Source organism: Mycobacterium paraterrae, assembly GCF_022430545.2.
GTDB classification, from domain to species: domain Bacteria; phylum Actinomycetota; class Actinomycetes; order Mycobacteriales; family Mycobacteriaceae; genus Mycobacterium; species Mycobacterium paraterrae.
This window is the reverse complement of sequence record NZ_CP092488.2, coordinates 557,408-584,101: the sequence shown is the minus strand read 5'-3', so window position 1 is coordinate 584,101 and position 26,694 is coordinate 557,408. Positions and strand designations below refer to the sequence as shown.

General features: G+C 66.6%; 25 protein-coding genes. 14 read left to right on the top strand and 11 right to left on the bottom strand.

What is annotated here, in order from left to right; genetic code table 11:
- The first annotated feature begins 25 nt into the window (after positions 1-25).
- From MKK62_RS02620 to MKK62_RS02605, 4 genes are all read left to right on the top strand, one after another.
- Complete coding sequence (locus MKK62_RS02620; RefSeq protein ID WP_240263857.1) at positions 26-829, top strand: (2Z,6E)-farnesyl diphosphate synthase; 804 nt, start codon at positions 26-28, stop codon at positions 827-829.
- A 20-nt stretch (positions 830-849) separates the two neighbouring features.
- Positions 850-2,214, top strand: coding sequence for a hypothetical protein (locus MKK62_RS02615; protein WP_240262539.1), 1,365 nt, complete (start codon positions 850-852; stop codon positions 2,212-2,214).
- An 85-nt stretch (positions 2,215-2,299) separates the two neighbouring features.
- Positions 2,300-3,385, top strand: a complete 1,086-nt coding sequence (locus MKK62_RS02610) for a methyltransferase (RefSeq protein ID WP_240262540.1) — start codon at positions 2,300-2,302, stop codon at positions 3,383-3,385.
- Positions 3,386-3,561: 176 nt separating this feature from the next.
- The gene (locus tag MKK62_RS02605) at positions 3,562-3,981 is read left to right on the top strand and encodes a hypothetical protein (RefSeq protein ID WP_240262541.1); all 420 of its coding nucleotides are present in this window, start codon (positions 3,562-3,564) and stop codon (positions 3,979-3,981) included.
- Between the two features lie 143 nt (positions 3,982-4,124).
- Here the strand turns inward: MKK62_RS02605 and coaA are convergent, their stop codons facing one another.
- Positions 4,125-5,063, bottom strand: a complete 939-nt coding sequence (gene coaA / locus MKK62_RS02600) for a type I pantothenate kinase (protein ID WP_240262542.1) — start codon at positions 5,061-5,063, stop codon at positions 4,125-4,127.
- 56 nt (positions 5,064-5,119) lie between these two features.
- Between coaA and MKK62_RS02595 the strand changes: the two genes are divergently transcribed.
- The 6 genes from MKK62_RS02595 to MKK62_RS02570 all read left to right on the top strand — a co-directional run bounded on the left by MKK62_RS02595 (position 5,120) and on the right by MKK62_RS02570 (position 12,002).
- Positions 5,120-6,331 (top strand): DUF885 domain-containing protein, encoded by a 1,212-nt coding sequence (locus tag MKK62_RS02595; RefSeq protein ID WP_240262543.1) that lies wholly within the window; start codon positions 5,120-5,122, stop codon positions 6,329-6,331.
- Positions 6,332-6,501: 170 nt separating this feature from the next.
- On the top strand, positions 6,502-7,776 hold the full coding sequence (gene glyA, locus MKK62_RS02590) for a serine hydroxymethyltransferase (protein WP_240263858.1): 1,275 nt from the start codon (positions 6,502-6,504) through the stop codon (positions 7,774-7,776).
- A 60-nt stretch (positions 7,777-7,836) separates the two neighbouring features.
- A complete protein-coding gene (locus MKK62_RS02585; RefSeq protein ID WP_240262544.1) occupies positions 7,837-8,667 on the top strand; it encodes an acyl-ACP desaturase in 831 nt (276 codons plus the stop codon).
- A 288-nt stretch (positions 8,668-8,955) separates the two neighbouring features.
- Complete coding sequence (phoH2, locus tag MKK62_RS02580) at positions 8,956-10,284, top strand: RNA 5'-3' helicase PhoH2 (RefSeq protein WP_240262545.1); 1,329 nt, start codon at positions 8,956-8,958, stop codon at positions 10,282-10,284.
- 25 nt (positions 10,285-10,309) lie between these two features.
- A complete protein-coding gene (locus MKK62_RS02575; protein ID WP_240262546.1) occupies positions 10,310-11,194 on the top strand; it encodes a polysaccharide deacetylase family protein in 885 nt (294 codons plus the stop codon).
- On the top strand, positions 11,151-12,002 hold the full coding sequence (locus tag MKK62_RS02570) for an alpha/beta fold hydrolase (RefSeq protein ID WP_240262547.1): 852 nt from the start codon (positions 11,151-11,153) through the stop codon (positions 12,000-12,002). The genes MKK62_RS02575 and MKK62_RS02570 overlap by 44 nt, the downstream gene beginning before the upstream one ends.
- Before the next feature lie 116 nt (positions 12,003-12,118).
- Here MKK62_RS02570 and MKK62_RS02565 read toward each other — a convergent pair whose 3' ends face one another.
- Genes MKK62_RS02565 through glpX form a run of 3 tightly spaced genes read right to left on the bottom strand, consistent with a single transcriptional unit; the run spans position 12,119 to position 15,206 of the window.
- Complete coding sequence (locus tag MKK62_RS02565; RefSeq protein ID WP_240262548.1) at positions 12,119-12,583, bottom strand: ester cyclase; 465 nt, start codon at positions 12,581-12,583, stop codon at positions 12,119-12,121.
- Between the two features lie 2 nt (positions 12,584-12,585).
- On the bottom strand, positions 12,586-13,986 hold the full coding sequence (locus MKK62_RS02560; RefSeq protein ID WP_240262549.1) for a class II fumarate hydratase: 1,401 nt from the start codon (positions 13,984-13,986) through the stop codon (positions 12,586-12,588).
- A 44-nt stretch (positions 13,987-14,030) separates the two neighbouring features.
- Positions 14,031-15,206, bottom strand: a complete 1,176-nt coding sequence (gene glpX, locus MKK62_RS02555) for a class II fructose-bisphosphatase (protein WP_434085017.1) — start codon at positions 15,204-15,206, stop codon at positions 14,031-14,033.
- On the opposite strand from glpX, the gene MKK62_RS02550 reads away from it, so the two are divergent.
- The 3 genes from MKK62_RS02550 to MKK62_RS02540 are packed head-to-tail and all read left to right on the top strand — an operon-like array spanning position 15,118 to position 19,387.
- Positions 15,118-15,792, top strand: a complete 675-nt coding sequence (locus MKK62_RS02550; protein ID WP_240262551.1) for a DUF4245 domain-containing protein — start codon at positions 15,118-15,120, stop codon at positions 15,790-15,792. The two genes, glpX and MKK62_RS02550, sit on opposite strands and share 89 nt — an antisense overlap.
- Positions 15,789-16,586: a dienelactone hydrolase family protein gene (locus MKK62_RS02545; protein ID WP_240262552.1), complete on the top strand. Its 798-nt coding sequence runs from the start codon at positions 15,789-15,791 to the stop codon at positions 16,584-16,586. The genes MKK62_RS02550 and MKK62_RS02545 overlap by 4 nt, the downstream gene beginning before the upstream one ends.
- A 47-nt stretch (positions 16,587-16,633) precedes the next feature.
- Positions 16,634-19,387, top strand: coding sequence for a helix-turn-helix transcriptional regulator (locus tag MKK62_RS02540; protein WP_240262553.1), 2,754 nt, complete (start codon positions 16,634-16,636; stop codon positions 19,385-19,387).
- A 7-nt stretch (positions 19,388-19,394) separates the two neighbouring features.
- Here the strand turns inward: MKK62_RS02540 and MKK62_RS02535 are convergent, their stop codons facing one another.
- From MKK62_RS02535 to MKK62_RS02510, 6 genes are all read right to left on the bottom strand, one after another.
- Entirely contained in the window at positions 19,395-20,237 is an 843-nt protein-coding gene (locus tag MKK62_RS02535; RefSeq protein ID WP_240262554.1) for an SDR family NAD(P)-dependent oxidoreductase, read from the bottom strand.
- Between the two features lie 34 nt (positions 20,238-20,271).
- On the bottom strand, positions 20,272-21,318 hold the full coding sequence (locus MKK62_RS02530) for an NAD-dependent epimerase/dehydratase family protein (protein WP_240262555.1): 1,047 nt from the start codon (positions 21,316-21,318) through the stop codon (positions 20,272-20,274).
- 38 nt (positions 21,319-21,356) lie between these two features.
- Positions 21,357-22,475, bottom strand: coding sequence for a 3-beta-hydroxysteroid dehydrogenase (locus MKK62_RS02525; RefSeq protein ID WP_240262556.1), 1,119 nt, complete (start codon positions 22,473-22,475; stop codon positions 21,357-21,359).
- 63 nt (positions 22,476-22,538) lie between these two features.
- Positions 22,539-22,766 (bottom strand): exodeoxyribonuclease VII small subunit, encoded by a 228-nt coding sequence (locus MKK62_RS02520; RefSeq protein WP_240262557.1) that lies wholly within the window; start codon positions 22,764-22,766, stop codon positions 22,539-22,541.
- Positions 22,756-23,985, bottom strand: coding sequence for an exodeoxyribonuclease VII large subunit (gene xseA / locus MKK62_RS02515; protein ID WP_240262558.1), 1,230 nt, complete (start codon positions 23,983-23,985; stop codon positions 22,756-22,758). The genes MKK62_RS02520 and xseA overlap by 11 nt, the downstream gene beginning before the upstream one ends.
- The gene (locus tag MKK62_RS02510; protein WP_240262559.1) at positions 23,982-24,545 is read right to left on the bottom strand and encodes a lipid droplet-associated protein; all 564 of its coding nucleotides are present in this window, start codon (positions 24,543-24,545) and stop codon (positions 23,982-23,984) included. The genes xseA and MKK62_RS02510 overlap by 4 nt, the downstream gene beginning before the upstream one ends.
- A gap of 88 nt (positions 24,546-24,633) precedes the next feature.
- Between MKK62_RS02510 and MKK62_RS02505 the strand changes: the two genes are divergently transcribed.
- Positions 24,634-25,632: a 4-hydroxy-3-methylbut-2-enyl diphosphate reductase gene (locus MKK62_RS02505; protein WP_240262560.1), complete on the top strand. Its 999-nt coding sequence runs from the start codon at positions 24,634-24,636 to the stop codon at positions 25,630-25,632.
- Here MKK62_RS02505 and MKK62_RS02500 read toward each other — a convergent pair.
- Positions 25,629-26,657 carry a DUF6542 domain-containing protein gene (locus MKK62_RS02500; protein WP_240262561.1) on the bottom strand — a complete coding sequence of 343 codons (1,029 nt, stop codon included), beginning with the start codon at positions 26,655-26,657 and terminating at the stop codon, positions 25,629-25,631. The genes MKK62_RS02505 and MKK62_RS02500 overlap by 4 nt on opposite strands.
- Positions 26,658-26,694 lie beyond the last annotated feature (37 nt).

Sequence of the window (26,694 nt, the reverse complement as noted above, 5' to 3'; positions counted from 1 at the left end):
AGTGCCCACAGTAATCTGGTTCGCTGTGGAGATCATTCCGCCGCGCGTCAAGGAGCCGTTATATCGGCTTTACGAGTTGCGGCTGCGGCAGGGACTGGCCGCATCGAAATCGGCGTTGCCGCGCCACATTGCGGTGCTGTGTGACGGCAACCGCCGTTGGGCGCGTGACGCCGGGTACGAGGACGTCAGCTACGGCTACCGAATGGGCGCCGCCAAAATCGCCGAGATGCTGCGCTGGTGTCAGGAAGCCGGCATCGAACTGGCCACCGTCTATCTGCTTTCCACCGAGAACCTGCGCCGCGACCCGGCCGAGCTCGCCGCGCTGATCGAGATCATCACCGACGTCGTCGAGGAGATCTGCGCGCCGGCCAACGGCTGGAGCGTGCGCACTGTCGGTGACCTCGAGCTTATCGGCGAAGAGCCCGCGCGTCGGCTCCGGGACGCCGTGACCGGGACAGCCGGCACCGCGTCCACCGGGAATGGCAGCTTCCACGTCAACGTCGCGGTCGGATACGGCGGACGCCAAGAGATCGTCGACGCCGTGCGCGGGCTGCTGGGTAAGGCGATCGCCAACGGTGCCAGCGGCGAGGAGCTGGTCGAAGCCGTCACTGTCGACGCCATCTCGGAGAACCTCTACACCTCCGGTCAGCCCGACCCCGATCTAGTGATCCGGACGTCGGGAGAGCAGCGGCTGTCGGGGTTCCTGCTCTGGCAGAGCGCCTACTCGGAGATGTGGTTCACCGAAGCGCATTGGCCGGCCTTCCGTCGGGTCGACTTCCTGCGTGCGCTACGCGATTACAGCCAGCGGCACCGCCGTTACGGTGCGTGACGTCATGTCACACTGAAGATATGGCTGCGCTGTCGGCGTTGGTGTTCTGCGTCAGCTGGTGGCTGGGTTTGTACCTTTTGGGGCGCGATCCCCGCAAGCCGGTCCTGGTGTTGGCTGCGCTGGGGTTGTGCACCTTCGCGACGGCGGTCGCGCTGGACGCGGTCCGACTCGTCACGCACTCCGCGGTGCTCGGCCATGTCGAGATCTATGTGGTTGCGATTCCGGGCGTGGCATGGTTTGCGGTGCTGCTCGAGATCGCCCGCGCCGACGACAACGGCAGAGGCCGCACCGTCGAGGCACTGCTCGTCGGCGTCGTCGCGGCCCTGACGCTGGCCGGTGCCGCGATGGCCGGCACCGTCGAAGGACCGTTGCGGCTCGGCCATGTGGTGATGAGCATCGTGATCTCGGTGTCCACGCTCTACGCGATGGTCGCCGCGCTGGCGCGCCGGACGCAGAAGATCCCGGTGGTGGGTTTGGTGATCACCGCGACGCTGTTCTTTGCGCTCGCGAACGCGATTCTGGTCATTCCCCTTGGCTTAGTGCCGAGTTGGCTGGCATTGGCATCGACAGGATGCGACGTGCTCGGGCTCGGCGTGGCGGTGGCGCTGTGGGACGCTTTCGACGAGGGTCAGGCGTTGCGTGGTGACATGCTGCGCTCATTTACCGGTACCGGCGCAATCGCGACGCTGCTCGGCGGTCAGATGCTGATCGGCTTGGCGTTGACCCCGCGCCAGACCACGGCGCAGATCGCGCTCACCATCCTGCTGTTCACCAGCCTGGCAATCGCCCTACCGGTGCAGGTGCTGGCCGACCCGCTGGCCGGGCTGCTCGACCGGATGGTGTTCTCGCGGGCGCCGTTGCTGCGAGCGCATCGAGAGACGTTGCGGCGCACCCAATCCGCGTTGCCGCTGCGGCTTGCCGACCCACTCGACGAGGTCGACGACGAATCGTTCGCCCGGCTGACACGCCGCGCGTTGGGCCACTACGGCGACCTGTCCAAGTTGGTCGCCAGCCCGCTGACCGCGCTGCCCTGCATCGACGAGCGGCTGGCCGCGCGTGGGGCACCAGACCAGCCGTTGGAGCGGGCCATCGAACTCAAGGCGCTGCTCGCCGACCGGATCAATGCGCTCAAACCGCGCGACGGCGGTGATTTCGGCACCACCGAGGAGTGGCGCCACTACAACTCGCTGTATTTCCCGTACGTGGTCGGTGTGCGCGCCTACGCCCAGAACGCCACCGCGGCTGGGCTGGATCCGACGGCGCGGCAGGCCTGGCAGTGGTTCGTCACCGAGGTGCCGCAGCGCTCGCTGCACAACTGGCAGAACGCCGCGGCCAAGCTGATCGCCGCCGATCTGCGCGGACGGGTTCCAGTACCCAGCGAATGAGTTCGCCCATTTTGGGGCGCAGGTCTAGTTCGTCGGCAACGATTGTCCGGGTCGCTTCACAGCCAACCCGAGACGAGGGAAAGTCATGGCATCAGGAGTTCCGCCCGCCAGGGTGGTGCGGGCGGTAGAGCTGGCCAGACATCATCTCGCTCGGCTGCAACGACGCACGGTACCGCCTCCCATCGCAATGATGGAGATGGTCTTGGGGGCGTGGGTGGCTCAGGCGATCACCGCTGCGGCGAACCTCGGCATTGCTGACGCGCTCGCTGACGGGCCACTGACGGCAGATCAACTCGCGAGCGCGGTCGGCGCAGACGCGGACGCAATCAGCCGATTACTTCGGGCGTTGGAGACTCGAGGCATCTTCCGTCAACGGCGCGACGGCCGCTACGAGCTCACCCCAATGGCGGACACCCTGCGTAGCGACGCCGACGTGTCGTTGAGTGCGTGGGCGCAATTCATGGGATCGCCTCAGCACCGCGAGCATTGGAGCCATCTTCCAGACGCCATCCGGACCGGCCGGGCAGTGATCCCCGATCTACGCGGCAAACCCTTCTTCGAGTACATGCTCGACGAACCGGAGTTCGCGGATTTGTTCAACGGCGCCATGACTAGCGTGTCAGAACTCGCGATCTCATCGGTCATCGCCGGCTACGACTTCAGCCCATATGCCACCATCGTCGATGTCGGCGGCGGGCACGGTCGCCTCCTGTCGGCAATCCTTGAAGCCGCTCCGAATTCGCGCGGCATCTTGTTTGACCTTCCTAATGTGGTGGCGGGGGCCCCGGTGATCCTCGGCAAGCACGGCGTCGCGGACCGAGTTCGTATTGCTGAGGGCTCGTTTTTCAACGACGTGCCGAGTGGAGGCGATGCGTACGTCCTCAAAAGCATCATTCACGACTGGGCCGACGACGACGCCGTGCGCATCCTTCGCAACGTGCGGAGGGCGGCCGCCCCCGGCGCGAACGTATTGCTCGTTGAGACGGTAATTCCACGGCACCATCGGGAGTTTCCGGGCAAGTGGGTGGATTTGGAGATGCTGCTGGTGGCGGCCTCGCGAGAGCGCACCGCGGCAGAGCACGCTGACCTGATGAAGCTCGCTGGTTTTCGCTTGACACGAGTTGTGGAAACGGCGTCGCCCTTCGGTGTTGTGGAAGCCGTAGCGATCTAGTTCGGCCTCGCTTTGCGGCCGGACGGAAGACTTAGACGACCTAGACACGGAATAGTGGCGTGGATCACCCCGTTGACCTGCGCATGGCAGTGCCTGGCAGTGCCATGCGTCGACCTGGCAGTCCACAACCGGCAGGCTCAGACGTGATCGACCCCTCACCGCAAGGAGTTTCGACCATGACCGCTGTTACTCCACTGGCCGCCCGGCCCTTTGACGACTCGACCGACTCGCTATTGCGATTCGCCATGCGGCTCGACGCAACGCTGAGCGGTGCGGTCGGCCTGTTCATTGCGTTGATGGCGGACCCGCTGTCGGCGCTGACCGGCCTGAGTTCGGTCGCCGAATTCAGTGGCGGCGCGATGCTGGTTCTCGCCGGCCTGGCGGTGTATGCCCTTGCCGCAGCGCCGAACCTGCGTCGCGTCGGCATCGCCCTGATCGTCGGCAACATCATCCTGACGGTGGCGGTGCTGGCCGTCCTTGCCGCGGATGTGCTGCCGCTGACCGCGGCCGGGGTCGCGGCGACGCTGGCCACCGGCGGCTACTTCGCGCTGATGGCCTACCTGCAGTACCTCGGAGTGCGCCGGTTGCCGGCGTAACTCCCGTCCCGCCGGTGCGGGGCGCCGCTGTCAGAGGTTGCGGCGAGCGGCCCCGCATCGGCCTTTTGCCGGCCGAACGTCGACTTGTTGGGCCGAAACTTGGCTTTTGGCCCAACAACTCGATGTTCGCGTGAATCGCATGTCTAGAGCTTGCGCAGCCGCAACCGGTTGATGGAGTGGTCGGCGTCTTTGCGCAGCACCACGGTGGCGCGCGGGCGGGTCGGCAGGATGTTCTCGATCAGGTTTGGCCGGTTGATCGAGCGCCAGATGTCGCGGGCAGCGATCTCGGCCTGCTGATCGGTCAGCCCGGCGTAATGGTGAAAGTGCGACGCGGGGTTGGCGAAGGCGGTCGAGCGCATCGCAAGGAACCGCGAGATGTACCAGCCCTCGATGTCCTCGATCCGGGCGTCGACGTACAGCGAGAAGTCGAAGAGGTCCGAGACCATGAGTGTCGGTCCGGTCTGCAGAACGTTGAGGCCCTCGAGGATCAGGATGTCGGGGTGGCGGACCACCTGTTTGGCATCCGGCACGCGGTCGTAGTGCAAATGCGAGTACACCGGCGCGCAGACGTAATCCGACCCAGACTTCACCGACGTGACGAATCGCATCAGCGCCCGGCGGTCGTAGCTCTCCGGGAAACCTTTGCGATGCATCAGGTTTCGACGGCTCAGCTCGGCGTTGGGATAGAGGAATCCGTCGGTGGTGACTAAGTCGACACGGGGATGGTGATCCCAGCGAGCCAGCAGCGCCTGCAGCACACGGGCCGTCGTCGATTTACCGACCGCGACGCTGCCGGCCACGCCGATGATGAACGGCACCGGCCGGTTCGGGTTCTGCTGCGGTTCGCCGAGGAACTCCGCAGTCGCCTGGAACAGTCGCTGCCGGGCCGCGACCTGAAGATGCAGAAGCCGCGCCAGTGGCAGGTATACCTCTTCGACCTCGCGCAGGTTGACCTGTTCGCCGATACCGCGCAGACCGACGATTTCCTCTTCGGTCAGTGGCTGCGGCGTCGACATGCGGAGCGCGCGCCACTGACGTCGATCGAACTCCACGTAGGGGCTCGGCTCGCTGGGCCGCGGCATGACGATCAGTCTTGCAGTATCGGCGCCGCGATGAGTGACCGGATAGCGTTGACGGCGTGGAATCCGACGCACTGATCCGCGAGTACCTGCTCCTCGGACTGCGGTTCGACCGGATCGAGCAGGGCTACGTCGACGCCTTCACCGGCGATCCGGCCCTGCGCCAAGCGGTCGCGGCCGAGCCCGCGCCCGACCCCGCCAACCTGGCCCGGCAGGCCGCAAGGCTGCTGGCCGCACTGTCGGATGTGGCGCGTCGCAACGGATTCGACTCTCAGCGCGCCGACTATGTGGCCGCTCACCTGCGCGCGTTGGAATGCGCCGGCCGCAAATTCGCCGGCGAGGACATCGGGTTCGTCGACGAGGTTCACGCGTATTTCGACGTGCAGATCAGCAAGGGTGACCCGGAGACCTACCGCCAGGCCCATGCCCGGCTCGACGAGACATTGGGCGGCACCGGGCCGCTGGCCGACCGGATGGAAGCACACCGAGTGGGCGAGGAAATCCCGCCCGATCGGCTCGCGGAGTGCATCGACGCGTTCTCCAGCGCACTGCGCGACCGGGTGCGCGCCGAATACCCGCTGCCGGACACCGAAACCGTCGACTACCAGGTGGTGACCGACAAGCCGTGGTCGGGATTCAACTACTACCTGGGCGACTACCGCTCGACGGTGGCGGTGAACGCAGACCTCAAACAGCTGATGTCCAACTTGCCGCGGCTGGTTGCGCATGAGTCTTATCCCGGTCACCACACCGAGCACTGCCGCAAAGAGGCTGGGCTGGTCAACCGCAAGGGCCAGGCAGAGCAGACCATCTTTCTGGTGAACACCCCGCAGTGCCTGATGGCCGAGGGCCTCGCCGACCTGGCGCTGTACGCGGCGATCGGCGCGGGCTGGGGAAGCTGGGCCAGCGAGATCTACGCCGACCTCGGGCTGCGTTTCGACGGTGAGCGGGCCGAGGCGGTGTCCGAGGCCTCGGCGGCGCTGGCCGGGGTGCGACAGGACGCGGCGCTGATGTTGCACGACGAGCACCGCGACGCCGACGAGGTCGTGGAGTTCTTGCGCCGCTGGTTGCTGGTAAACGACACCCGCGCCCGCCAGATGCTGCGGTTTCTGTCTTCGCCGCTGTGGCGCGCCTACACCAGCACCTACGTCGAGGGGTATCGGCTGTTGCGGGGCTGGCTGGACGACCGCCCAGCGGGGGTCAGCCTGGTGGAACGGTTCGGCCGGTTGCTTGACGAGCCGTTCGTCCCGTCGTCGATGCAGCGCGCGTAGCGCGCTTAGTGCTCGCCGAGTGTGAAACTGTTGCGAACTTCGGCCCCAATTTTCGCAGTGGTTTCACGCTCGGCGCCAAGGCTTGCCGCCGATCGGTCCGGGTATAAGTGCTGGCCGATAGACTGGTCGGCGTGACTGCCGCACCCGACGCCCGTACCGCTTCCTCTGTCATGTCCGCGCCGCTGGCCGATGTCGACCCGGACATCGCCGAGCTGCTCGGCAAAGAGCTCGGCCGCCAGCGCGACACGCTGGAAATGATCGCCTCGGAGAACTTCGTGCCGCGCGCTGTGCTGCAGGCCCAGGGCAGCGTGCTGACCAACAAGTACGCCGAGGGTCTGCCCGGCCGTCGCTATTACGGTGGCTGCGAGTACGTCGACGAGGTGGAGAACATCGCCCGCGACCGAGTCAAGGCGCTGTTCGGCGCCGACTTCGCCAACGTCCAGCCGCACTCGGGCGCGCAGGCCAATGCGGCGGTGCTGCACGCGCTGATGTCGCCGGGGGAGAAGCTGCTGGGCCTCGACCTCGCCAACGGCGGTCACCTCACCCACGGCATGAAGCTCAACTTCTCCGGCAAGCTCTACGAGAATGCCTTCTACGGCGTCGACGCCACCAGCCACCTGATCGACATGGACGCGGTGCGCGCGCAGGCGCTGGAATTCCGACCGAAGGTAATCGTCGCCGGCTGGTCGGCCTACCCGAGGACTTTGGACTTCGCGGCGTTCAAGTCGATCGCCGACGAGGTCGGGGCGCACCTCTGGGTCGACATGGCGCACTTCGCCGGTTTGGTCGCGGCAGGGCTGCACCCGTCACCAGTGCCGTACGCCGACATCGTGTCGACGACGGTGCACAAGACGCTCGGCGGCCCGCGGTCGGGTCTGATCATGGGCAAGCAGGACTTCGCCAAGAAGGTCAACTCTGCGGTCTTCCCTGGCCAACAGGGTGGCCCGCTGATGCATGTGATCGCCGCGAAGGCGGTGGCGCTGAAGATCGCCGGCACGCCGGAGTTCGTCGAACGCCAGCAGCGCACGCTGTCGGGCGCCCGGACCATCGCCGACCGCCTGCTGGCAGCCGATGTCGCCAAGGCCGGTGTCTCGGTGGTCAGCGGTGGCACCGACGTCCACCTGGTGTTGGTCGACCTGCGTGACTCGCCGTTGGACGGTCAGGCCGCCGAGGACCTGCTGCACGAGGTCGGGATTACGGTCAACCGCAACGCGGTGCCCAACGACCCGCGGCCGCCGATGGTCACCTCCGGCCTGCGGATCGGCACACCCGCCCTGGCCACCCGTGGCTTCGGCGACGCCGAGTTCACCGAGGTCGCCGACATCATCGCGACGGCGCTGGCGGCCGGCACCGCCGCCGACATGCCCGCGCTGCGCGATCGCGTGACCCGTCTGGCCAGGGAATTCCCGCTGTACGACGGTTTGGAGGACTGGTCGCTCGTCTAGCGCGCGGCCGCCCGCGGGTCAGATTTCGGATAACTGTGTCCGCGGGTTATAGTTACTTTCATGGCGATCAAACCCGTTGCTAACGCATTGATGCTCGAACTCGAGCCGGTGGTCGGTGCCAACATCGATCGCCACATCGAGACCGAGAAGATCTGGTTCGCTCACGACTTCGTGCCTTTCGACCAGGGCGAGAACTTCGCGTTCCTGGGCGGCCGCGACTGGGAACCATCCGATGTGTCGTTGCCCAAGGTCATCACCGACGCCTGCGAGATCTTGCTGATCTCGAAGGACAACTTGGCTGGCTACCATCGCGAATTCGTCGAGCACTTCATCCTCGAGGACAACTGGGGCCAGTGGATCGGCCGCTGGACCGCCGAGGAGCATCTGCACGCGATCGCATTGCGGGAGTACTTCGTGGTGACCCGCGAGATCGATCCCACCGCCAACGAGCACGTGCGCTTCCAGCACGTGGCGGAGAAGGGCTACCGCGCCGATCACTACTCGCAGATCGAGACGCTGGTCTTCATGTCGCTCTTCGAGGCCTCCAACGCGGTCTACTGCAACAACTTGGCCGCACAGATCGAGGAGCCGGTGCTGGCCGGCCTGATCGCGCACATCGCCCGCGATGAAGAGCGGCACGAGGAGTTCTTCGCCAACTTGGTCGCGCATTTGCTCACCTACAGCCGCGACGAGACGATCGCCGCGATCGCCGCTCGCGCCGCTGAGATCGAGGTCCTCGGCGCCGACATCGACGCCTACGCCGACAAAGTGCAAGTCGTTGCCGACGCAGGCATTTTCGGGCCCGAGCAGCTAAAGCAGGTCGTCTCCGACCGCATCACCGCCTGGGGTGTGGCCGACGAGCCGGCCCTGCGGCAGTACGTCATCAGCTAATAACAGCGCGCGCTGCATCGTCGTCGGCGCGCCTGCGCGGCGCGAATGCGTCGACGCGGGTACCGTCGCACTCGATGGCTAGCGACATGCTCTGCTATCCGGGCGGCGCCTCTCGACTCGACCTCGAAAGGACCGCCGGCCCCGGTCCTTGCGCCGCGGCCCCCGCCGATTCGTCCGTGCGGGCCGCACGGGCATCCAGCCCGGTGAGAACGCCTCGCGCGCATGGGTGGGGGTGGGGCCACCACCCGCACGCGGCGGCGATCCGGGCGATGAGCTCGAGGAGCGCTCGTGTCTGATTCCCCAGCGGTTTCACAGGACACCACCAGGACCTACGTGCTGGACACGTCGGTGTTGCTGTCCGATCCGTGGGCCTGCTCCCGCTTCGCCGAACACGAAGTGGTGGTTCCGCTAGTGGTGATCAGTGAGTTGGAGGCCAAACGCCACCACCATGAGCTCGGCTGGTTCGCCCGCCAGGCGCTGCGCCTGTTCGACGACCTCCGCATCGAGCACGGCCGGCTCGACCAGCCGATTCCGGTTGGAGCACAAGGCGGTACGCTGCGCGTCGAGCTCAACCACACCGACCCGTCGGTGTTGCCGGCCGGCTTCCGGACCGACACCAATGACTCCCGCATTCTGTGCTGCGCGGCCAACCTCGCCGCCGAAGGCAAGCGAGTCACGTTGGTCAGCAAGGACATTCCGCTGCGCGTCAAGGCGGGCGCAGTGGGCCTGGCCGCCGACGAGTATCACGCTCAAGACGTCGTGGTCTCCGGCTGGACCGGCATGACGGAGCTGGAAACCAGTGCCGAAGACATCGACGCGCTCTTCGCCGACGGCGAGGTCGACCTCGAAGGTGCACGAGACCTGCCCTGCCACACCGGGATTCGATTGCTGGCCGGCAGCTCCCACGCGCTCGGGCGGGTGAACGCGCACAAGAAGGTCCAGCTGGTCCGCGGCGACCGCGAAGTGTTCGGGCTGCGTGGCCGCTCCGCCGAACAGCGGGTGGCGCTCGATCTGCTGCTCGACGAGTCGGTGGGCATTGTGTCGCTAGGGGGCAAGGCCGGCACCGGCAAGTCGGCGCTGGCGCTGTGCGCCGGCTTGGAAGCGGTCCTGGAACGACGCACACAACGCAAGGTGGTCGTGTTCCGCCCGCTCTACGCCGTCGGCGGCCAGGAGCTGGGTTACCTGCCCGGCAGCGAGGCCGACAAGATGGGCCCCTGGGCGCAGGCCGTCTTCGACACGCTCGAAGGCCTGGCGAGCCCCGCGGTGTTGGAGGAAGTGCTGTCCCGCGGCATGCTCGAGGTGCTGCCGCTGACCCACATCCGCGGCCGCTCGCTGCACGACTCGTTCGTGATCGTCGACGAGGCACAGTCGCTGGAACGCAACGTGCTGCTGACCGTGCTGTCGCGGCTGGGTGCGGGCTCGCGGGTGGTGCTGACCCACGACGTCGCCCAGCGCGACAACCTGCGCGTGGGTCGCCACGACGGTGTCGCGGCCGTCGTCGAGAAGCTCAAGGGACACCCGCTGTTTGCCCACATCACGCTGCTGCGCAGCGAGCGGTCGCCGATCGCGGCGCTGGTCACCGAGATGCTCGAGGAGATCAGCGGCGCTCCGATCTAAGTCGAGGCTTCTGTAGGCTTCTGCAGTGCCGCGACGACCCGACAGCCAGAAGTGGCGATACCTGCGTACCGTCGCCGGTGCCGCCGCTGCCGCCGCTATCGTCGCGGTCGGGGCATTCACCGGGCACGTCCGGTTCGCTCACGCCAACGACGTGGTCGACTGCGCTCAGGTCAAGTGTGTGGCGCTCACCTTCGATGACGGGCCCACGCCGTACACCGACCGGCTGCTGGGCATCCTGAAGGCCAACAACGCCAAGGCGACGTTCTTCGAGATCGGCAACAAGGTCGCGGCGAACCCCGCGGGCGCCAAGCGGGTCGTCGAGGCGGGCATGGAGCTGGGCAGCCACACCTGGGAACACCCGAACATGACGACGCTGCCGCCGGCTGACGTGCCGAGCCAGTTCTCCCGCGCGACCGACGCCATCGTCTCGGCAACTGGCACGACGCCGAAGCTGTGGCGACCGCCGGGCGGGTTGACCAACCCGGCCGTCAACGAGCAGGCCGCGAAGGCGGGCTTGGCCGGAATCCTTTGGGACGTCATCCCTTTCGACTGGATCAACGACTCCAACACCGCGGCCAGCCGTCAGGTGCTGATGGCACAGATCAAACCTGGCTCGGTGGTGCTCATGCACGACACCTACTCGAGCACCGTCGACCTCGTCGAGCAGTTCATTCCTGTGCTCAAGGCCAACAACTACCACCTGGTCACGGTCAGCCAACTGCTCGGTCCGCGGGCCCCGGGCAGTGTCTACGGGTCACGGGAGAACGGGCCGGCGGCCAACGTCCTGCATGACATCCCGCCGTCGGAGATTCCGTCGCTGCCACATACCCCGTCGCCGCCGCCGATGCCTAACTTCCCGATCACCGATGTGGCGGGCCAGAATTCGGGCGGACCGAACAACGGGAGCTGAGGTCATCTACCACTTCGAACTGGCCGACGGCGCGGTCCTGACCTACACCGACACCGGTCAGGGACGGACCGTTGTGCTGCTCCACGGAGTATGCATGTCCCGGATGTTCTTCGAGCGCAATGTTATTCCGCTGTCCGGTCGCTATCGAGTGATCGCGGTCGACTTCCGGTCGCACGGCGATTCACCTAGAAGCGAGGGCGGACACACGGTGGCCCAGTATGCGCGCGACGTTTACGCGCTGTTGGAGCGCTTGCAGTTGACGGACGTCACCATGGTCGGATGGTCGATGGGAAACTTCGTAATCTGGGACTATCTTTGCCAATTCGGCCAACAGCGGCTCGCCAGCGTTGTCAACATCTCCCAAGGTCCGTCGGATCTCACACAGACCGACTGGCCCTATGGGATCGGCGATGTCCCAGAATTACACGGTCTCATTGCGGACCTGCAGGACGACTTCCGGAAGTTCTTCGTCCGATACGTGCCAACCATGTTCAAGAACGAGCTCCCGCCAGGCCAGCTGAGCCGATTCATCGACTCGATCTGCAAGGTCGGCGCGAACGCCGGGACGTTGATTCTTCTCGATCAGACGCTGCGGGACTATCGGTCGCAGATCCGTGAGTTCACCATTCCGCACCTGTTGGTGTGGGGCCGCGACGAGAAGGCGATGAAGTTCGGTGCCAAGGATTTTCTGGTCGAGCATTTGCCCCATCACGAACTAGTTGTGTTTGACGACAGCGGTCATTGCCCGATGTGGGAAGAGCCCGAGCGCTTCCACGATGTCGTCGTTGAATGGATAAGCCGACATTAGGTACGGCGTTCGTTGTGCCCGCCTCGTAGCGACAAAATGCAAGGCGGCGGGCATTGTCGCTACGAGGCGGGCACGACCAACACCCCGGCGCCACGAGGCTGAAGTGACTGACGGGATTACTGCCCGGGCAGATCCCCCGACGCGGCCAGCGCCAGCAGCTCTCCGCGGCCGATCTGGGTGACCAGGCTGGCACTGTCGAAGTAAATGCGCTCGTTGGTGATTCGCTCGCCGTCGAAGAAGAACACCGCGATGATCGGCACCCGAAACGCCTTGCCGGTGGGCGGCATCCCGTAGAACTCGCCGAGATTCGTTCCCAGCAGGTCGAATTCGGTGATCACCGCATCATCGGTGACGTGGAAGCGCGCATTCTCGTGTCGCTGGTCGGGAAATGCGGTCCGGGTGGTGAGGTAGTAGTTCATCACCTCGTCGGCACCGTCGTAGACCTGACCGGTGGCCATGATTTCGTAACGCGGGTGTCCGTTGAAGGTGGCCAGCGTGCGATCGAACTCCTTGGTCACCTCGGTGTCCATGTGCTCTTTGATGAGCGCGAGGCGACGTTGGCGGAGTCCGTCGTCGAGCATGGCTACTCCTCGGTGACCTTCGCCATCGCGAGCACATCGAGACGGCGGTCGAGTTCTTCCTCGGACAGCTTCTCACCGATCAGGCCCCGGTCGATGACCGTCTGCCGAATCGTCTTCTTTTCCTTGAGCGCCTGCTTGGCGACGGCGGCCGCCTCTTCGTAGCCGATCGCCGAGTTCAGCGGCGTCACGATCGACGGCGACGACTCGGCCAGTTCACGCAAATGCTCCTCGTTGGCCTTCAACCCGACGATGCATCGCTCGGCGAACAGCTTCGAGACATTGGTCAGCAGCTTGAACGACTCGAGCACGTTGCGGGCCATCATCGGGATGTAGACGTTGAGCTCGAAGTTGCCCGACAGTCCGCCGACGGTGACGGCCGCGTCGTTACCGATCACCTGCGCGGCGACCTGGGTAACGGCTTCGGGCAGAACGGGATTGACCTTGCCCGGCATGATCGAGCTGCCGGGTTGCAAGTCGGGCAGCTGGATTTCGGCCAGGCCGGTCAGCGGGCCCGAACCCATCCAGCGGACGTCGTTGGCGATCTTGGTCAGCGACGCCGCGATGGTGCGCAGCGCACCGGACGCCTCGACCAGCCCGTCGCGAGCCGCCTGAGCCTCGAAAGAATTTGTCGCGGTGCGCAGTTCGGTCAGCCCGGTGTCTTCCACCAGCACCTGCACCACCTTGGCGCCGAAGCCGTCGGGGGCGTTGAGGCCGGTGCCCACCGCGGTACCCCCGATCGCCAGCTCACCCAGCCGGGGCAGGGTCGCCTTGACACGTTCGATGCCCGCCTCGATCTGGCGGGCGTAGCCGGAGAACTCCTGGCCCAGCGTCACCGGCACGGCGTCCATCAGGTGGGTGCGGCCGGACTTGACCACGGTGTGCCACTCGCGGGACTTCGCGGCCAGTGCGTCGTGCAGCACCTGCAATGCCGGAATAAGATGGCGCACAGCGGCTTCGGTGGCCGCGATGTGTGTCGCGGTCGGGAAGGTGTCGTTCGACGACTGCGACATGTTGACGTCGTCGTTGGGGTGCACCGTCACACCGTTGCGCGCGGCGATGCTCGCGATCACCTCGTTGGTGTTCATGTTGGAGCTGGTGCCGGAGCCGGTCTGGAACACGTCGATCGGAAACTGGTCGTCATGCTTACCGTCGGCGATCTCCTTCGCCGCGGCGACTATCGCGTCAGCCTTGTCCGCCGCCAGCAGTCCGAGGTCCTTGTTCACCTGGGCGCAGGCCCCCTTCAGCAGGCCGAGCGCACGGATCTGGGTGCGCTCGAGGCCGCGTCCGGAGATCGGGAAGTTCTCCACGGCACGCTGAGTTTGGGCTCGCCACAACGCTTTTGCGGGCACTCGCACCTCGCCCATCGTGTCGTGTTCGATGCGGTATTCGGTGTCGTCCGCCATTGGGCGCCTTCTTTCGAGATAGAAGAGGTCTTTTCTTCGGGGAATTACGGCAGGGGGTACGCGGCGCTGCTGTCGCCGGTGAAGTCGATCGCGGAGTACTCGTTGAGCTTGGTCAGCCGGTGGAAGCCCTCGATCATTCGCAGCGTCCCGGACTTCGACCGCATCACGATCGACTGGGTGGTGCAGCCGCCCGGCTCGTAGCGCACGCCCTTGAGCAGGTCGCCGTCGGTGACCCCGGTCGCGCAGAAGAAGACGTTCTCACCGGATACCAGGTCGCGGGTGGTGAGGACGGCGTCGAGGTCGTAGCCGGCGTCGAGCGCCTTCTGGCGTTCTTCGTCGTCCTTGGGCGCCAGCTGCGCCTGAATCTCGCCGCCCATGCACCGCAGCGCCGCGGCGGTGATGATGCCCTCGGGGGTACCGCCGATACCGGCCAGCATGTCGGTGCCTGAGCCTGGTCGGCAGGCGGCGATCGCGCCGGCCACGTCGCCGTCGGTGATCAGCCGGATCCGCGCGCCGGTGGCCCGCACGTCGTGGATGAGCTCTGCGTGCCGCGGCCGGTCCAGGATCACGACCGTCATGTCCGGCACGGACAAGCCCTTGACCTTGGCGACGGCGCGGATGTTCTCGCCGATCGGCGCGGTGATGTCCAGGACGTGGGCGGCGTCGGGTCCCACCGCGATCTTGTTCATATAGAACACCGCCGACGGGTCGAACATCGAGCCGCGGTCGGCCACTGCGAGCACCGAGATGGCGTTGGGCATGCCCTTGCTCATCAGCGTGGTGCCGTCGATCGGGTCGACGGCGAAGTCGCATTCCGGGCCGTCGCCGTTGCCGACGTGTTCGCCGTTGTAGAGCATCGGCGCTTCGTCTTTCTCGCCTTCGCCGATCACCACGACGCCACGCATCGACACCGAGTTCACCAGTTGGCGGATCGCGTCGACGGCGGCGCCGTCACCACCTTCTTTGTCGCCTCGACCCACCCAGCGGCCGGCGGCCATCGCGCCGGCCTCGGTGACCCGGACGAGTTCGAGCGCGAGGTTGCGGTCCGGGGCTTCGCGACGAGGACGACTATCCATGGCTGCCGATTCTCCCAGAGGCAGCTTGGCGCTCGATAGCTGGGATACTCGTGCTGTGACGTCGCAGCCACAGCCCTCGGCTGAACAGCCCGAGCCTTCGGCCAAACCGGCCAAGCCTCGGCTCCTGCAGGACGGCCGCGACATGTTCTGGTCGATCGCGCCGCTGGTAGTGGCCTGCATTGTCCTGGCCGGCGTGGTCGGGATGTGCTCGTTCGCGCCGGGTGGAGTCAGGCGCGGCCCGGTCCCGGCCTACGACGCCGCCGCCGCGCTGAACGCCGACGCCCAGACCCTCGGATTCCCGGTCCGGTTGCCGCGGCTGCCCGACGGTTGGAAAGCCAACTCCGGCGGTCGCGGCGGCATCGCTGACGGTCGCACCGACCCGGCGACCGGGCAGAAGCTGCGGGCGGTCACCTCGATCGTCGGCTTCATCAGTCCTGCAGGCGAGTACCTGAGTCTGACGCAGAGCAACGCCGACGAGGCAAAACTGGTCGGTTCCATCCACGCGTCGATGTATCCGACCGGGACCGTCGACGTCGACGGCGTCCGATGGATCACCTATCAGGGCGACGGCGGCGTCGAACCGATCTGGACGACGCGACTGGCCGGCCCGGGCGGCCCCGATCAAGTCGCGATCACCGGCGCCGGCAGCGCCGACGAGTTTCGTACGCTGGCTGCGGCCACACAGACGCAGCCTCCTTTGCCTGCACACCGACAGGAGAAGCACCCATGAGCGCACCGGTAGCCGACCTCACCGGCTGGACAGCGGCGCCGTTCACCGGCGGCGGATACACCCACGACGTCTACCGGCGCGGCGACGGGCCGGGTGTGGTGCTGATCCCCGAGATGCCGGGCATCCACCCGGGTGTGCTCGGGCTGGGAAACCACCTGGTGGACAACGGTTTCACCGTGGCAATCCCGTCGCTGTTCGGTGAGCCCGGTCGCGGCAAGGACCCCGGCTATGTGGTCGCGACAATCGCTAGGCATTGCGTAACAAGGGAATTCGCCGCGCTAGCGACCAACAAGCAACGACCGGTCGCGGTATTTCTGCGGGCGCTGGCCCGCGAGTTGAACAAGGAGACACCTGGTAAAGGCGTCGGCGTTATCGGGCATTGCTTCACCGGCGGCTTCGCGCTGGCCGCCGCGGTCGACGACAGCGTGCTCGCGCCGGTGCTCAGCCAGCCGTCGGTGCCGTTCCCGTTGACCAAGCGGCACAAAAGCGATCCGGGCGTCAGCGACCTGGAACTGAACGCGTTCAAGGATCGCGCGACCAACGAGGGCCTGTGCGCGATCGGCCTGCGTTTCAGCGATGACAAGATGTCGCCCGGCGAGCGATTCGTGACGCTGAAAGACCGCCTCGGTGACGCGTTCGAGGTCATCGAGATCGACTCCGGCCGCGGCAACCAGCACGGCTTCTCGCGGATGGCGCACTCCGTCCTGACTGACGAGGTGCGTGAGGTCGACGGCCATCCGGCCTACGAGGCGCGAAAGCGGGTCGTCGCGTTCCTCAACGAGCGGCTGCGTTAGCAGAACCGGGCAGTCGAGCGGGTCTGCGTCGCGAGGCGGGACGAACGGTGGCGGAGCGAGTCTTCGGCCGAAAGGCGGACGAGGACGCGCTTGTCGACTTCCTCGACACATCCCGCCGCGACCCGCGCGGCCTCCTTATCGAGGGCGACCCGGGCATGGGCAAAACCACCCTTTTCCTCGACGCGGTGGCACGAGCCGCGGAGCGCGGTTTCTGCATGCTCGCCACCCGCGCCGCCGCCGCCGAATCGGTGTTGGCCTACACCGCCCTTGCTGATCTATTGCATGATGTCGACGATTCCCTCTGGGCCGACCTGCCGGTGCCACAGCGGCAGGGCCTGGATGCCGCGCTGCTCCGACAGCGCAACGACGCACAGGACGCCGATCCTCGGGCGGTAGCCGCGGCGTTCGCCGCTGTCATCACGCGTCTTGCCGAGCAGGCTCCCGTGCTCATCGCAATCGACGATCTGCAATGGCTGGACATCTCGAGCGCCAACGTCGTGTCCTACGCTGCGCGAAGGCTTCCCGATGGCGTGGCCCTGATGTGCACGACCCGCAGCGAGGATGCCGCGATACGGATACAGCTACCCAACCCGGATGCGATACACCGAATCCGATTGCAGCCGTTGACCGTCGGGGAACTGCACAAGGTTTTCACGCTTCGGCTCGGACATTCCTTCGCCCGTCCGATGTTGCTACGGATTCACGAGATCGCCGGCGGTAATCCATTTTTCGCTCTGGAGTTGGCTCGGGGCATCGACACCACACGCGCCAACGCATTGAGCTTGCCCAGTTCTCTCAGCGACCTGGTGCACTCCAGAATCAACCAAGCCGGGGCGGGTGCCCAAGATGCGCTGTTGGCGATGGCCTGCCTTCCCGATCCGACGGTGCAGGTCGTGGCACAGGCCACGGACGCGACGCCAGCTGAGGCGATAGAGTCGCTCGTGCGGGCCGAAATGCAAGCTGTCGTGGTCATCGACGGAAACCAGCTCCGGTTCACCCATCCGATCCTGGCGCACGGTGTGTACGCGACCGCATCGCCGCGCCGCCGACGCGACATGCATCGCCGTCTCGCCGAACTCGTCACGGAGCCGGAGCTGCGCGCCCGTCATCTCGCCCTGTCCGACGCGACCGGTGAACCGCAGACATTTGAGAGCCTCGACAACGCAGCTGAAATCGCTTGTGCCAGAGGGGCGCCCGCCGCTGCCGCCGAGTTGCTCGAGCTGGCGATCGCCCTCGGCGGTGATTCCCCGCAGCGCCGAATCCTGGTGGCCACGCACCATTTCAACGCCGGGGAGGCCCGTCGCGCCCGTACGCTGCTGGAGCGAGCCGTCGAATCACCAATGCCGGCGGACCTGCGCGCATCGGCGTTGCGTCTGCTCGGCCTATGGAACTTGCTCGACGGCAGTTCGCGCGAGGCTGCAGATGTGCTGGACCGCGCACTCAGCGAGGTCGGGGACAACCCCGAGTTGCGTGCGCTGATCCTGGTACCGCTGTCGTTCGCGCTGATGAATGTCGGCGAACGCGATCGCGCCGCAGACAACGTCGACGACGCCGTCACCGCCGCCGAGGCGTACAACCAATCCCACCTTCTCAGTGAAGCTTTGAGCATGCGCGCGATCGTGCGTTTTTTGCTAGGACGTGGTGTCGACGAAGCCGACATGCAACGCGCGCTCGGGCTGGAGGACTCCCGAACCCCGGTCTCCGCGATTCTGCGCCCACGGATGCAGAGCGCGATACTGCTGGCCGGGACGGGCCGTCTGGAACAAGCTGACCTTGAAATGCAGGCCATCAGGCGCGGCTATGTCGAGCGCGGCGCGGAAAGCGAACTGACGATGCTTGCCTTCCACCGCGGTCTGACCGTGATCTGGCGGGGTGATTTCACTGAGGCGGAATTGATCGCGGACGACGCCGTAGAGCGGGCGCTGCAGATGGGACGCGACCTACCGCTATCGGTGGCGTTGATGCTGCGCGCTCTCAGCGCCGCATATACCGGTCGAGAGCACGAGGCTCGGCGTGATGCGACGCAGGCTCTCGAGGTGGGCAAGCGGTGTGACTCCCCGGGTCTAGTGACCGTGTGGCCGATCACCGCCCTTGGCTTCCTCGACGTCTCCCTCGGGAACTACGACGCCGCGCTGAGGACACTCGAGCCGCTGTTGCGTAGCTTCGGTGAAGCGTCGGAGGCCACCGAGATCTTCGTCGCTCCATTTCTTCCCGATGCGGTCGAGGCGATGATAGGGCTCGGTCGCTTCGACGATGCGGAGCCGCTGGTCGATGCGCTCGAGGGTAACGGCCGTCGACTGGATCGCCCGTGGATGTTGTCCACCGGTGCCCGCTGCCGCGCAATGCTGCAGGCCGGCCAGGGTGACCGCGACGCAGCCACTGCGACCGTCGAGCGCGCGATGACCCAACATGCCCGTCTCCCAATGCCGTTCGAGCGCGCCCGCACGCAGCTGTTGCTCGGTCAGCTCCAACGCCGGCAACGCCAGTGGGATGTCGCCGCAGCGACCCTGCGGGAAGCGCAGCAGACATTTGAGCAGCTAGGCACGCGGCTGTGGGTCGAGCGTGTCGCCGCCGAGTTGACGCGGGGCGGGTCGGGCAAACGCCGCACTGACGGACTCACGCCAGCTGAACAACGCATCGCTAAGCTGGCCGTCACCGGTATGACGAACCGCGAAATCGCGGCCGCGCTGTTCATCAGTCCCAAGACCGTCGAGGCCACACTCGGCCGCATCTACGGCAAGCTGAATGTCCGCTCGCGCGTCGACCTTCACCGCGTACTCGGCTCCGAAAACCTCGGGTAGCGTGTCGCTACCGTGTGACAGGTTTGGATGCGTTAGCAGCCTGCCGCCTCCGCTGGTCGGCGATGAATCGAATCGACATGCGCTGCATCAGGTTCGGCGCCGCTCGGGCGAACAGCCAGGAGGCATAGGCCTGCCTCGGCTTGACCAATAACCTCTTGTTCCGGGCGATCGCCGCCAACGTGTCGCGGGCCAACCGATCGGCGCTGTAGGCGTTTTTCATACCCTGCCCGCGCAGGTAGTAGTCGCGACCGACGAAGCCGCCGACCGCGCCCTTGTCCAGGATCGGCGTCTCGACGGCGCCCGGGCACACCGCCAGCACACCGACGCCACGCGGAATCGCTTCCGAACGCAACGCCAGCGACAGCCCGACGATCGCGTGCTTGGTCATCACGTAGCTGGTGATCTGGCCTGCCGCGGTCAGCCCCGCCATCGACGCGGTGTTGACGATGTGGCCGTGGCCCTGGCGCAACATCACCGGGTAGGCGGCGGTCACGCCGTGCACCACGCCGCGAATGTTGACGTCGATGATCGCGTTCCACTGATCCAGCGTCAGCAGTTCGGTGTCGCCGCCCCAAGCGATCCCGGCGTTGTTGAACATCAGGTCCAGTCGCCCAGTACGGGCGACGACCGCGTCGACCGCGGACTTGACCGCCGCTGGGTCGGTCACGTCGAGGGTGGCCGACGTCGCAATGCCGGGGCCGTGCAGACTTTCGGCGGTTCGGGCGGCGGCGGCCCCGTCGATGTCGGTGCACACGACGTCGGCGCCCGCGTCGACCAGCGCGCGGCACAGCGCCGCACCGATGCCCGATCCCGCGCCGGTGACGATGGCCTGTAGGCCGGTGAACTTCATTGCGCCGCAAGCTTGGTGGCCGCGCTCCCCTTGCTCATCGGTGGCTTCCCCATTTCGCGTCGATTACGCCCCACGGGTCGGCGTAGTGCCCGGGGTAGTGGCGGTACGGCGAGCGGCGCGTGAAGAACGCGCGCGCGAGCGGAGCGATCAGGCGTGCGGGGTGGCGACGCCATCCCATCCGCGCGGCGGTCTCGGCTAGCAGTTGTGGCCACGTAACCCGCTGGAAGTCGAGGGTTTCCGCCGACCGCGTGGTGTCCATCCAGTCGGTGCCGAACCAGTCGGTGTCGCTGTCCGGGTTGCCTTTTCGCCCGGTCGGGACGCCGCCGACCAAGCCCATCGCGGCGGTTATCGACGGTGCGAGGTCGCCCTGCACCAACCGGTGTGACTCGTCGCCGCCGATCAGCAGCGTCTCGCCGACCACCGGCGCGGTGGTCGCAGCGACGAACGCGCGGGCGACGTCGCGCACGTCGACGGTCTGGATGCGGCCGTCGATCGGCAGCGACGCCTCGAAGTACAGGGTGTCCATGTCCAGGTCGAAGCGCGGCTCGGCGGTGAGCACGCCGCCGAGCCGCAGGATTACCCAGTCCAAACCCGATGCGCGCACCAGCTTTTCGGCTTCCACTTTGTGCGCGCCGTAAATGTCCGACGGCCGCAACGGGGTATCGGCGGTGAGCACGCCGTCCACGCGGTGCGGGTTGCGGGCACCATAGACCGCGACGCTGGAGGCCTGCACAAAGCGTGGCGGGTGAGGCAGCGCGGCGGCGGCCTCGAGCAGCAATTTGGTGGCGCCGACGTTGACCCGGTCGGCCAGCTTGGGCTGGGCGTAGCAGATCGGCGGGATGATCGCGGCGAGGTGGATGATCGCCGTCGGTTGGACGGCCCGTACCAGAGCGGCGACCGCTTCGGGTTTCGTGAGGTCGGCCCAGCGGATCTCGGTCGACGGCATGTTCTCCGCCGCCCTGCGATTGGCCGGCGCGCCAACGTCGGTGGCGACCACGCGTGGTCCCTCGACCGCGAGCTGTCGCACGGTCTCCGAGCCGACTAGTCCGAAAGCTCCGGTGACAAGTACGGTCTCAGCCATTGATCTCCCTCGCCGCGAAAGTGCATCCAGCGACAGGTCTACTTGAGAAATGCCCCGACAGTTGCACTTTCGCGGGAATTTAGGTCGTCGGCTTTCATCCGCTCGAACAGTTCGGTGTAGTAGGGCAGGCATTCGGCCATCGCCTGTTCGGTGGTGAACAGCGGCCGGTAGCCGAGATCGCGAGTGGCCTTGGCGACCGAAAAGTAGTTGTCGAGATACAGTCGCTCGACGGCCAGCGGCTCGAGCATCGGCGCACGGATGCCGAACCGGAAGTGCAGCCGCTGCCAGCCCAGCATGGCGGCGCGTACCGCCGCCCCGGAGACCCGCAGTCGGGGCAGGCGCTGCCCACATGCGGCCACCACCGGACGGGCGAACTCGAACATGTTGATCGGCTCGGCGTCGTTGATGAAGTACGCCTGGCCGGGGGCGGTCCCGCCAGGCACCAGGTGCTGGGCGGCCAGGATGAACCCGTGAATCAGGTTGTGTACGTAGGAGTTATCCAAACGAGCCGACCTGCGACCGACCAGCACCTTGACGTGACCCGCCAGCACGGACTCGAAGACTTTGCGGAACATCGTCTGGTCGCCGCGTCCCCAGATACCGCTCGGCCGGATCGCGCAGGTCAGTAGGCCGTCAACGCCGTTCTGTGACAACACGAATCGCTCGGCGACAACTTTGGTCTCGGTGTAGAGGTCGGCGAACCGGTTCGTGTAGGGCATCGTCTCGTCGCCGCCGGCAATCGGTTTGCCGCCCATCACCACGCTGTTCGACGACGTGTAGACGAACCGCTTGACGCCTGCGGCCTGGGCGGCGTGCACGAGGTTCCTGGTTCCCTCGACATTGACGGCGAAGCTGCGCTGCCGGTACTCGTCGGTGACCGAAGCGCCGCCCATCAGCTCGATCAGCGCGGCGGTGTGAAAGATGGTGTCGATGCCGGCAACCGCTTCCGCAACCACGTCGCGGTCGCAGATGTCGCCCTGAACCACCTCGAGGCCGGGCTGCCGGGGAAGCGGCGACGGCGCGCGATCGAAGGATCGCACCTGATAGCCGCGGTCGAGCAGCGTCGTCACCAGGTTGGCGCCGACGAATCCCGATCCGCCGGTGACGAGCACCCGCCCCAGCTCTGCGGTCGGCAAAGGTCCAGACGTGTCAGCCATGCCGCCGAGGATAACTGAAACGTGTTCCAGTTTAAAACGAACGCCCGAGGAAATGTTGTCAGATCAAGTATCGTCAGGGTCGCCGGCGGCCAGCGCATCGGCGACCCGCTTGCGGGCGCCAGCTAAGTGCTCCTCGCAGCGTTTAGCCAGCTGTTCACCCCTTTCCCAGAGCTTGAGCGATGCATCGAGATCCAGTCCGCCCTGTTCCAGCAGGCGCACGACCTCGATCAGTTCGTCGCGGCATTTTTCGTACCCAAGATGACTAATGGGTGTAACTCCTTCATCCGCCATCGGCTGGCCCTTCGCTTGTCGCTGCGATCGCGCCATCGCCGACCCGTATCCGCAACCTCGTCCCGGATGGAGCATCGTCGGTCGATCGCAAGACCGCCGGGCCGGAACTGCCGACCGTCTGCACCACGGCGTAGCCCCGCGCCAGGGTTGCCGCGGGACCCAGTGTCGCTAACCGCGCCGACAAGTGTCCGACGCGTTCGGCCTGCACGTCGATCAACCGGGCGATGTCGCGACGCACCGCCGACCTGGCCCGATGCACCTCGTCGGCGCGCGCCGCCAGCGCCGCCAACGGCTCGGCAAGCACCGGGCGGCTGCGCAGCTGGGCCAGCGCCCGCTCTTCCCGGCCCACCCAGTTGCGCAAAGCCTGCGCGCTACGCCGCCGCAGGTCGTCGAGCAAACGCTGCTCTGCGGTGGTGTCGGGCACGATCTTTTTGGCGGCGTCGGTGGGAGTGGCGGCCCGCAAGTCGGCAACCAAATCGCACAGCGGGTTGTCGGGTTCGTGGCCGACCGCGCTGACCACCGCCGTGCGGCACGCCGCGATCGCGCGGCACAGCGTTTCGTCGGAAAACGGCAACAGGTCCTCGACGCTGCCGCCGCCGCGGGCCAGCACGATCACGTCGACATCCGGGTCGGAGTCCAACTCCCGCAATGCCTTGACTATCTGGGCGACGGCGGTCGGACCCTGGACCGCGGTGTTGCGGACGGCGAATCGCACGGCCGGCCACCGCGTCGCGGCGACCGTTGTCACGTCATGCTCGGCCGCGCTGGCGCGTCCGGTGACCAGCCCGATCATGTTGGGCAGGAACGGGATTGGTCGCTTGAGGCGCGGGTCAAACAGGCCCTCGGCGGCCAGCAGCTGCCGCAGCCGTTCGATGCGGGCCAGCAACTCGCCGACGCCCACGGCACGAATCTCGCTGAGCCGCAACGTCAGAGTCCCGCGGCCGGTGAAGAAGTTCGCCTTGCCGCAGACCACCACCTGCACGCCCTCGACCAGCTTGACCGGCGCGTTGTCCACCAGCATCCGCGGCGCGGTCACGCTCAGTGACATGTCGGCGGCCGGGTCACGCAACACCATGAACACGGTCCGAGCACCCGGTCTGATGTTGATCTGCGTCAGCTGTCCTTCGACCCAGACCACACCGAGTTTGTCGATCCAGGCGGCAATCCGCGTCGCGACCGCGCGAACCGGGAATGGGTTGTCGGCCGAGTTGTCGGTCACTTCGCCGTCGCGCGCGTGATCCTGTTGGCGAGCAGCGTCTGGAACGGGGCGCGTCCTTTGGTGGCCTCTTCGTAAGCGAGTAGGGCCTCGAGTTCGCTGACGTCGAGGGACTGCAGGCGGGCCCGCAGCTGAGCCAAGGTCAACTGCTCGTAGTCCAGCTCGTCGACGACGTCAGGTGCTGAAACGGACTGCTTGGTCGGCTTGGCGGCCGTGCGGGCCCAGTCTTCGGCCGCGTCGGAACCGGGGGAGGAGTACAGCGCGAAGCGACCTTCGCCGCGGCTCGCGGTGTCGGCCGGCTCGTCGTCATCGCCGGGCAGATCCTCGTCGAACGTGGCCCACTCCGGCTGCTCGTCCTTCGGCGGGAAGATGTGCTCCAAGGTGGCATCGCCTTTGATGACCAGCTCGGCGACGTTCTGCTGGAACCGCATCACGACATGCGCGGCCGTGCTGGCCAGCGTCATCGGATACATCAGGATGGTTTTCGGCAGCCGGATCGTCTCCTCGACGGCCAGCGTCGCGGCGCCGACCAGCAGCCGAACCCCATACGGTGCAGTAGCCATGTGGTCAAGCCTGCCCTAACCGGCGGACAACGCCAAGCTGACCGCGCGAGTTGGCGGCCCCGAGTCGGCAGAAAGTACGCTGGTTGCCATGCCACCGACCGTTAATATGGGCATCCCTGGCGCCACGGCGTCGGTTGCCGAGCCGGTGACCGGAAAGCGCGTACTGCTGGCCGAGCCGCGCGGATACTGCGCCGGCGTCGACCGGGCGGTCGAGACCGTCGAGCGTGCGCTGGAAAAGCACGGCGCCCCGGTCTACGTCCGGCACGAGATCGTGCACAACCGCCACGTCGTCGAGACGCTGGCGAAGGCCGGCGCGGTGTTCGTCGACGAGACCGACGAGGTGCCCGAGGGTGCCATCGTGGTGTTCTCTGCTCACGGCGTCGCGCCGACCGTGCACCAGACGGCCGCCGAGCGCGACCTCAAGGTCATCGACGCCACCTGCCCGCTGGTCACCAAGGTGCACAACGAGGCGAAGCGCTTTGCCCGCGACGACTACGACATCCTGCTGATCGGCCACGAAGGCCACGAGGAGGTCGTCGGGACCGCCGGTGAGGCCCCCGACCACGTGCAATTGGTCGACGGCCCGAGCGCGGTCGACGGCGTCACGGTCCGCGACGAGAACAAGGTGATCTGGCTGTCGCAGACCACGCTGTCGGTCGACGAGACGATGGAAACCGTGCAGCGGCTCCGCGCCCGGTTCCCCAAGCTGCAGGATCCACCCAGCGACGACATCTGCTACGCCACCCAGAATCGTCAGGTCGCGGTCAAAGCGATGGCCCCCGAGTGCGAGTTGGTGATCGTGGTCGGTTCGCGCAACTCGTCGAACTCGGTGCGGTTGGTCGAGGTCGCCTTGGGCGCCGGCTCGAACGCCGCACATCTGGTCGACTACGCCGAGGACATCGATCCGGCATGGTTGCAGGGCGTGACCACGGTCGGGGTGACGTCCGGGGCGTCGGTGCCGGAGGTGCTGGTGCGAGGGGTGCTGGAGCGGTTGGCCGAGCACGGCTACGACGTGGTTCAGCCAGTGACGACGGCCAACGAGACGTTGGTATTCGCGCTGCCGCGTGAAATCAGGCCAGCCCGCTAATCCCAGTCGGTCGAAGGCCGGCGCGGACGACGTGGGCGCTCGTCGTAAGGCTCGTCGCCGCCGGCGGCTTTCCGGTATCTGACCTGCGAGATCGGATGGTGCGTCGCGGTGTGTCCATTCGACGGCGGCCGGCGACGCGGTGGGGGCGTGTCGAAAGAATCCGCCGACTCGTAAGGCTCGAAGCGGCTGGTCGGGCGCGCACGCCGAGCCTGCGGGTCGCGGCGGGCATCCCGCGCGGTACGGCCGCGTGACTCCAGGTCGCGGGGCTGCCTGCTTCGTCGAGGTGGCTCGTCGGCGTCGTAGTCACGGATGGGGCGTCGCCGAGTACGCTCGCGCGGCTTTTCGGCCTCGTCCGTCGCGGGTCGTGGCCGACGCGTACGCGTCGATGCGGTCGTACGACGCGCGCCCCGCCGTTCGGCTGCCGTCGATCGCGCCGACCGCTGCACGGCATGTTCCCGACGCGCGCGAGGCCGCCGGGGTTTCTCCTCGATTTCAGCCTCGGCGTCATCGCGGTTGAAGACGGCGGCCAGTCTCGCGACCAGCCCGGGCCGCTTGTCTTCGGCGTCGTCGGCGTCCGCTTCACCCGACCGGGTCTGCACCATGCCGAGATACCAGCGCACCAGTCCGATGAGCAGCACGCCGGCCGAGGTGAACAGCATCAGCGGGAAACGTTCGATCAGCGGATAGCCGCAGTTGATCACCAGGTCTTTGACGCCGGTGAACTTGGCGCCGTGAAAAACGAAGTACGCGCCGGGCACCGCGCAGAACAGGATCAGCGGCGGCTGGATGACCGCGGTGAACACGCCCGCCTGCTGCACGGCGAGCACCGCGGCGAGGCAACCCACCACGTAGAGGCCGGAGAAGACACTGGTCAGTTCTTTGCCGGAGCCGGCGTCGAAGGCGAACCCCGCGGCGACACCGGTCACCGCGACCACCACGGCGCCCCACCACGGCACCCCGGGAACCGACGGGACGATCGAGCGGCGATGTGCTACTTCCGCCGACCGGTCCTGCTGTTCTGACACATGTCGACCGTACCGGTTTGACGCCGAAAGACGCGTA

Coding starts and splice junctions, on each gene's coding strand:
- MKK62_RS02615 (WP_240262539.1), top strand. CDS start 850: ATGGCTGCGCTGTCGGCGTTGGTGTTCTGCGTCAGCTGGTGGCTGGGT.
- MKK62_RS02610 (WP_240262540.1), top strand. CDS start 2,300: ATGGCATCAGGAGTTCCGCCCGCCAGGGTGGTGCGGGCGGTAGAGCTG.
- MKK62_RS02605 (WP_240262541.1), top strand. CDS start 3,562: ATGACCGCTGTTACTCCACTGGCCGCCCGGCCCTTTGACGACTCGACC.
- coaA (WP_240262542.1), bottom strand. CDS start 5,063: ATGCCGCGGCCCAGCGAGCCGAGCCCCTACGTGGAGTTCGATCGACGT.
- glyA (WP_240263858.1), top strand. CDS start 6,502: ATGTCCGCGCCGCTGGCCGATGTCGACCCGGACATCGCCGAGCTGCTC.
- MKK62_RS02585 (WP_240262544.1), top strand. CDS start 7,837: ATGGCGATCAAACCCGTTGCTAACGCATTGATGCTCGAACTCGAGCCG.
- MKK62_RS02570 (WP_240262547.1), top strand. CDS start 11,151: ATGTGGCGGGCCAGAATTCGGGCGGACCGAACAACGGGAGCTGAGGTC.
- MKK62_RS02565 (WP_240262548.1), bottom strand. CDS start 12,583: ATGCTCGACGACGGACTCCGCCAACGTCGCCTCGCGCTCATCAAAGAG.
- MKK62_RS02560 (WP_240262549.1), bottom strand. CDS start 13,986: ATGGCGGACGACACCGAATACCGCATCGAACACGACACGATGGGCGAG.
- glpX (WP_434085017.1), bottom strand. CDS start 15,206: ATGTCGCGGCCGTCCTGCAGGAGCCGAGGCTTGGCCGGTTTGGCCGAA.
- MKK62_RS02545 (WP_240262552.1), top strand. CDS start 15,789: ATGAGCGCACCGGTAGCCGACCTCACCGGCTGGACAGCGGCGCCGTTC.
- MKK62_RS02535 (WP_240262554.1), bottom strand. CDS start 20,237: ATGAAGTTCACCGGCCTACAGGCCATCGTCACCGGCGCGGGATCGGGC.
- MKK62_RS02530 (WP_240262555.1), bottom strand. CDS start 21,318: ATGGCTGAGACCGTACTTGTCACCGGAGCTTTCGGACTAGTCGGCTCG.
- MKK62_RS02525 (WP_240262556.1), bottom strand. CDS start 22,475: ATGGCTGACACGTCTGGACCTTTGCCGACCGCAGAGCTGGGGCGGGTG.
- MKK62_RS02520 (WP_240262557.1), bottom strand. CDS start 22,766: ATGGCGGATGAAGGAGTTACACCCATTAGTCATCTTGGGTACGAAAAA.
- MKK62_RS02510 (WP_240262559.1), bottom strand. CDS start 24,545: ATGGCTACTGCACCGTATGGGGTTCGGCTGCTGGTCGGCGCCGCGACG.
- MKK62_RS02505 (WP_240262560.1), top strand. CDS start 24,634: ATGCCACCGACCGTTAATATGGGCATCCCTGGCGCCACGGCGTCGGTT.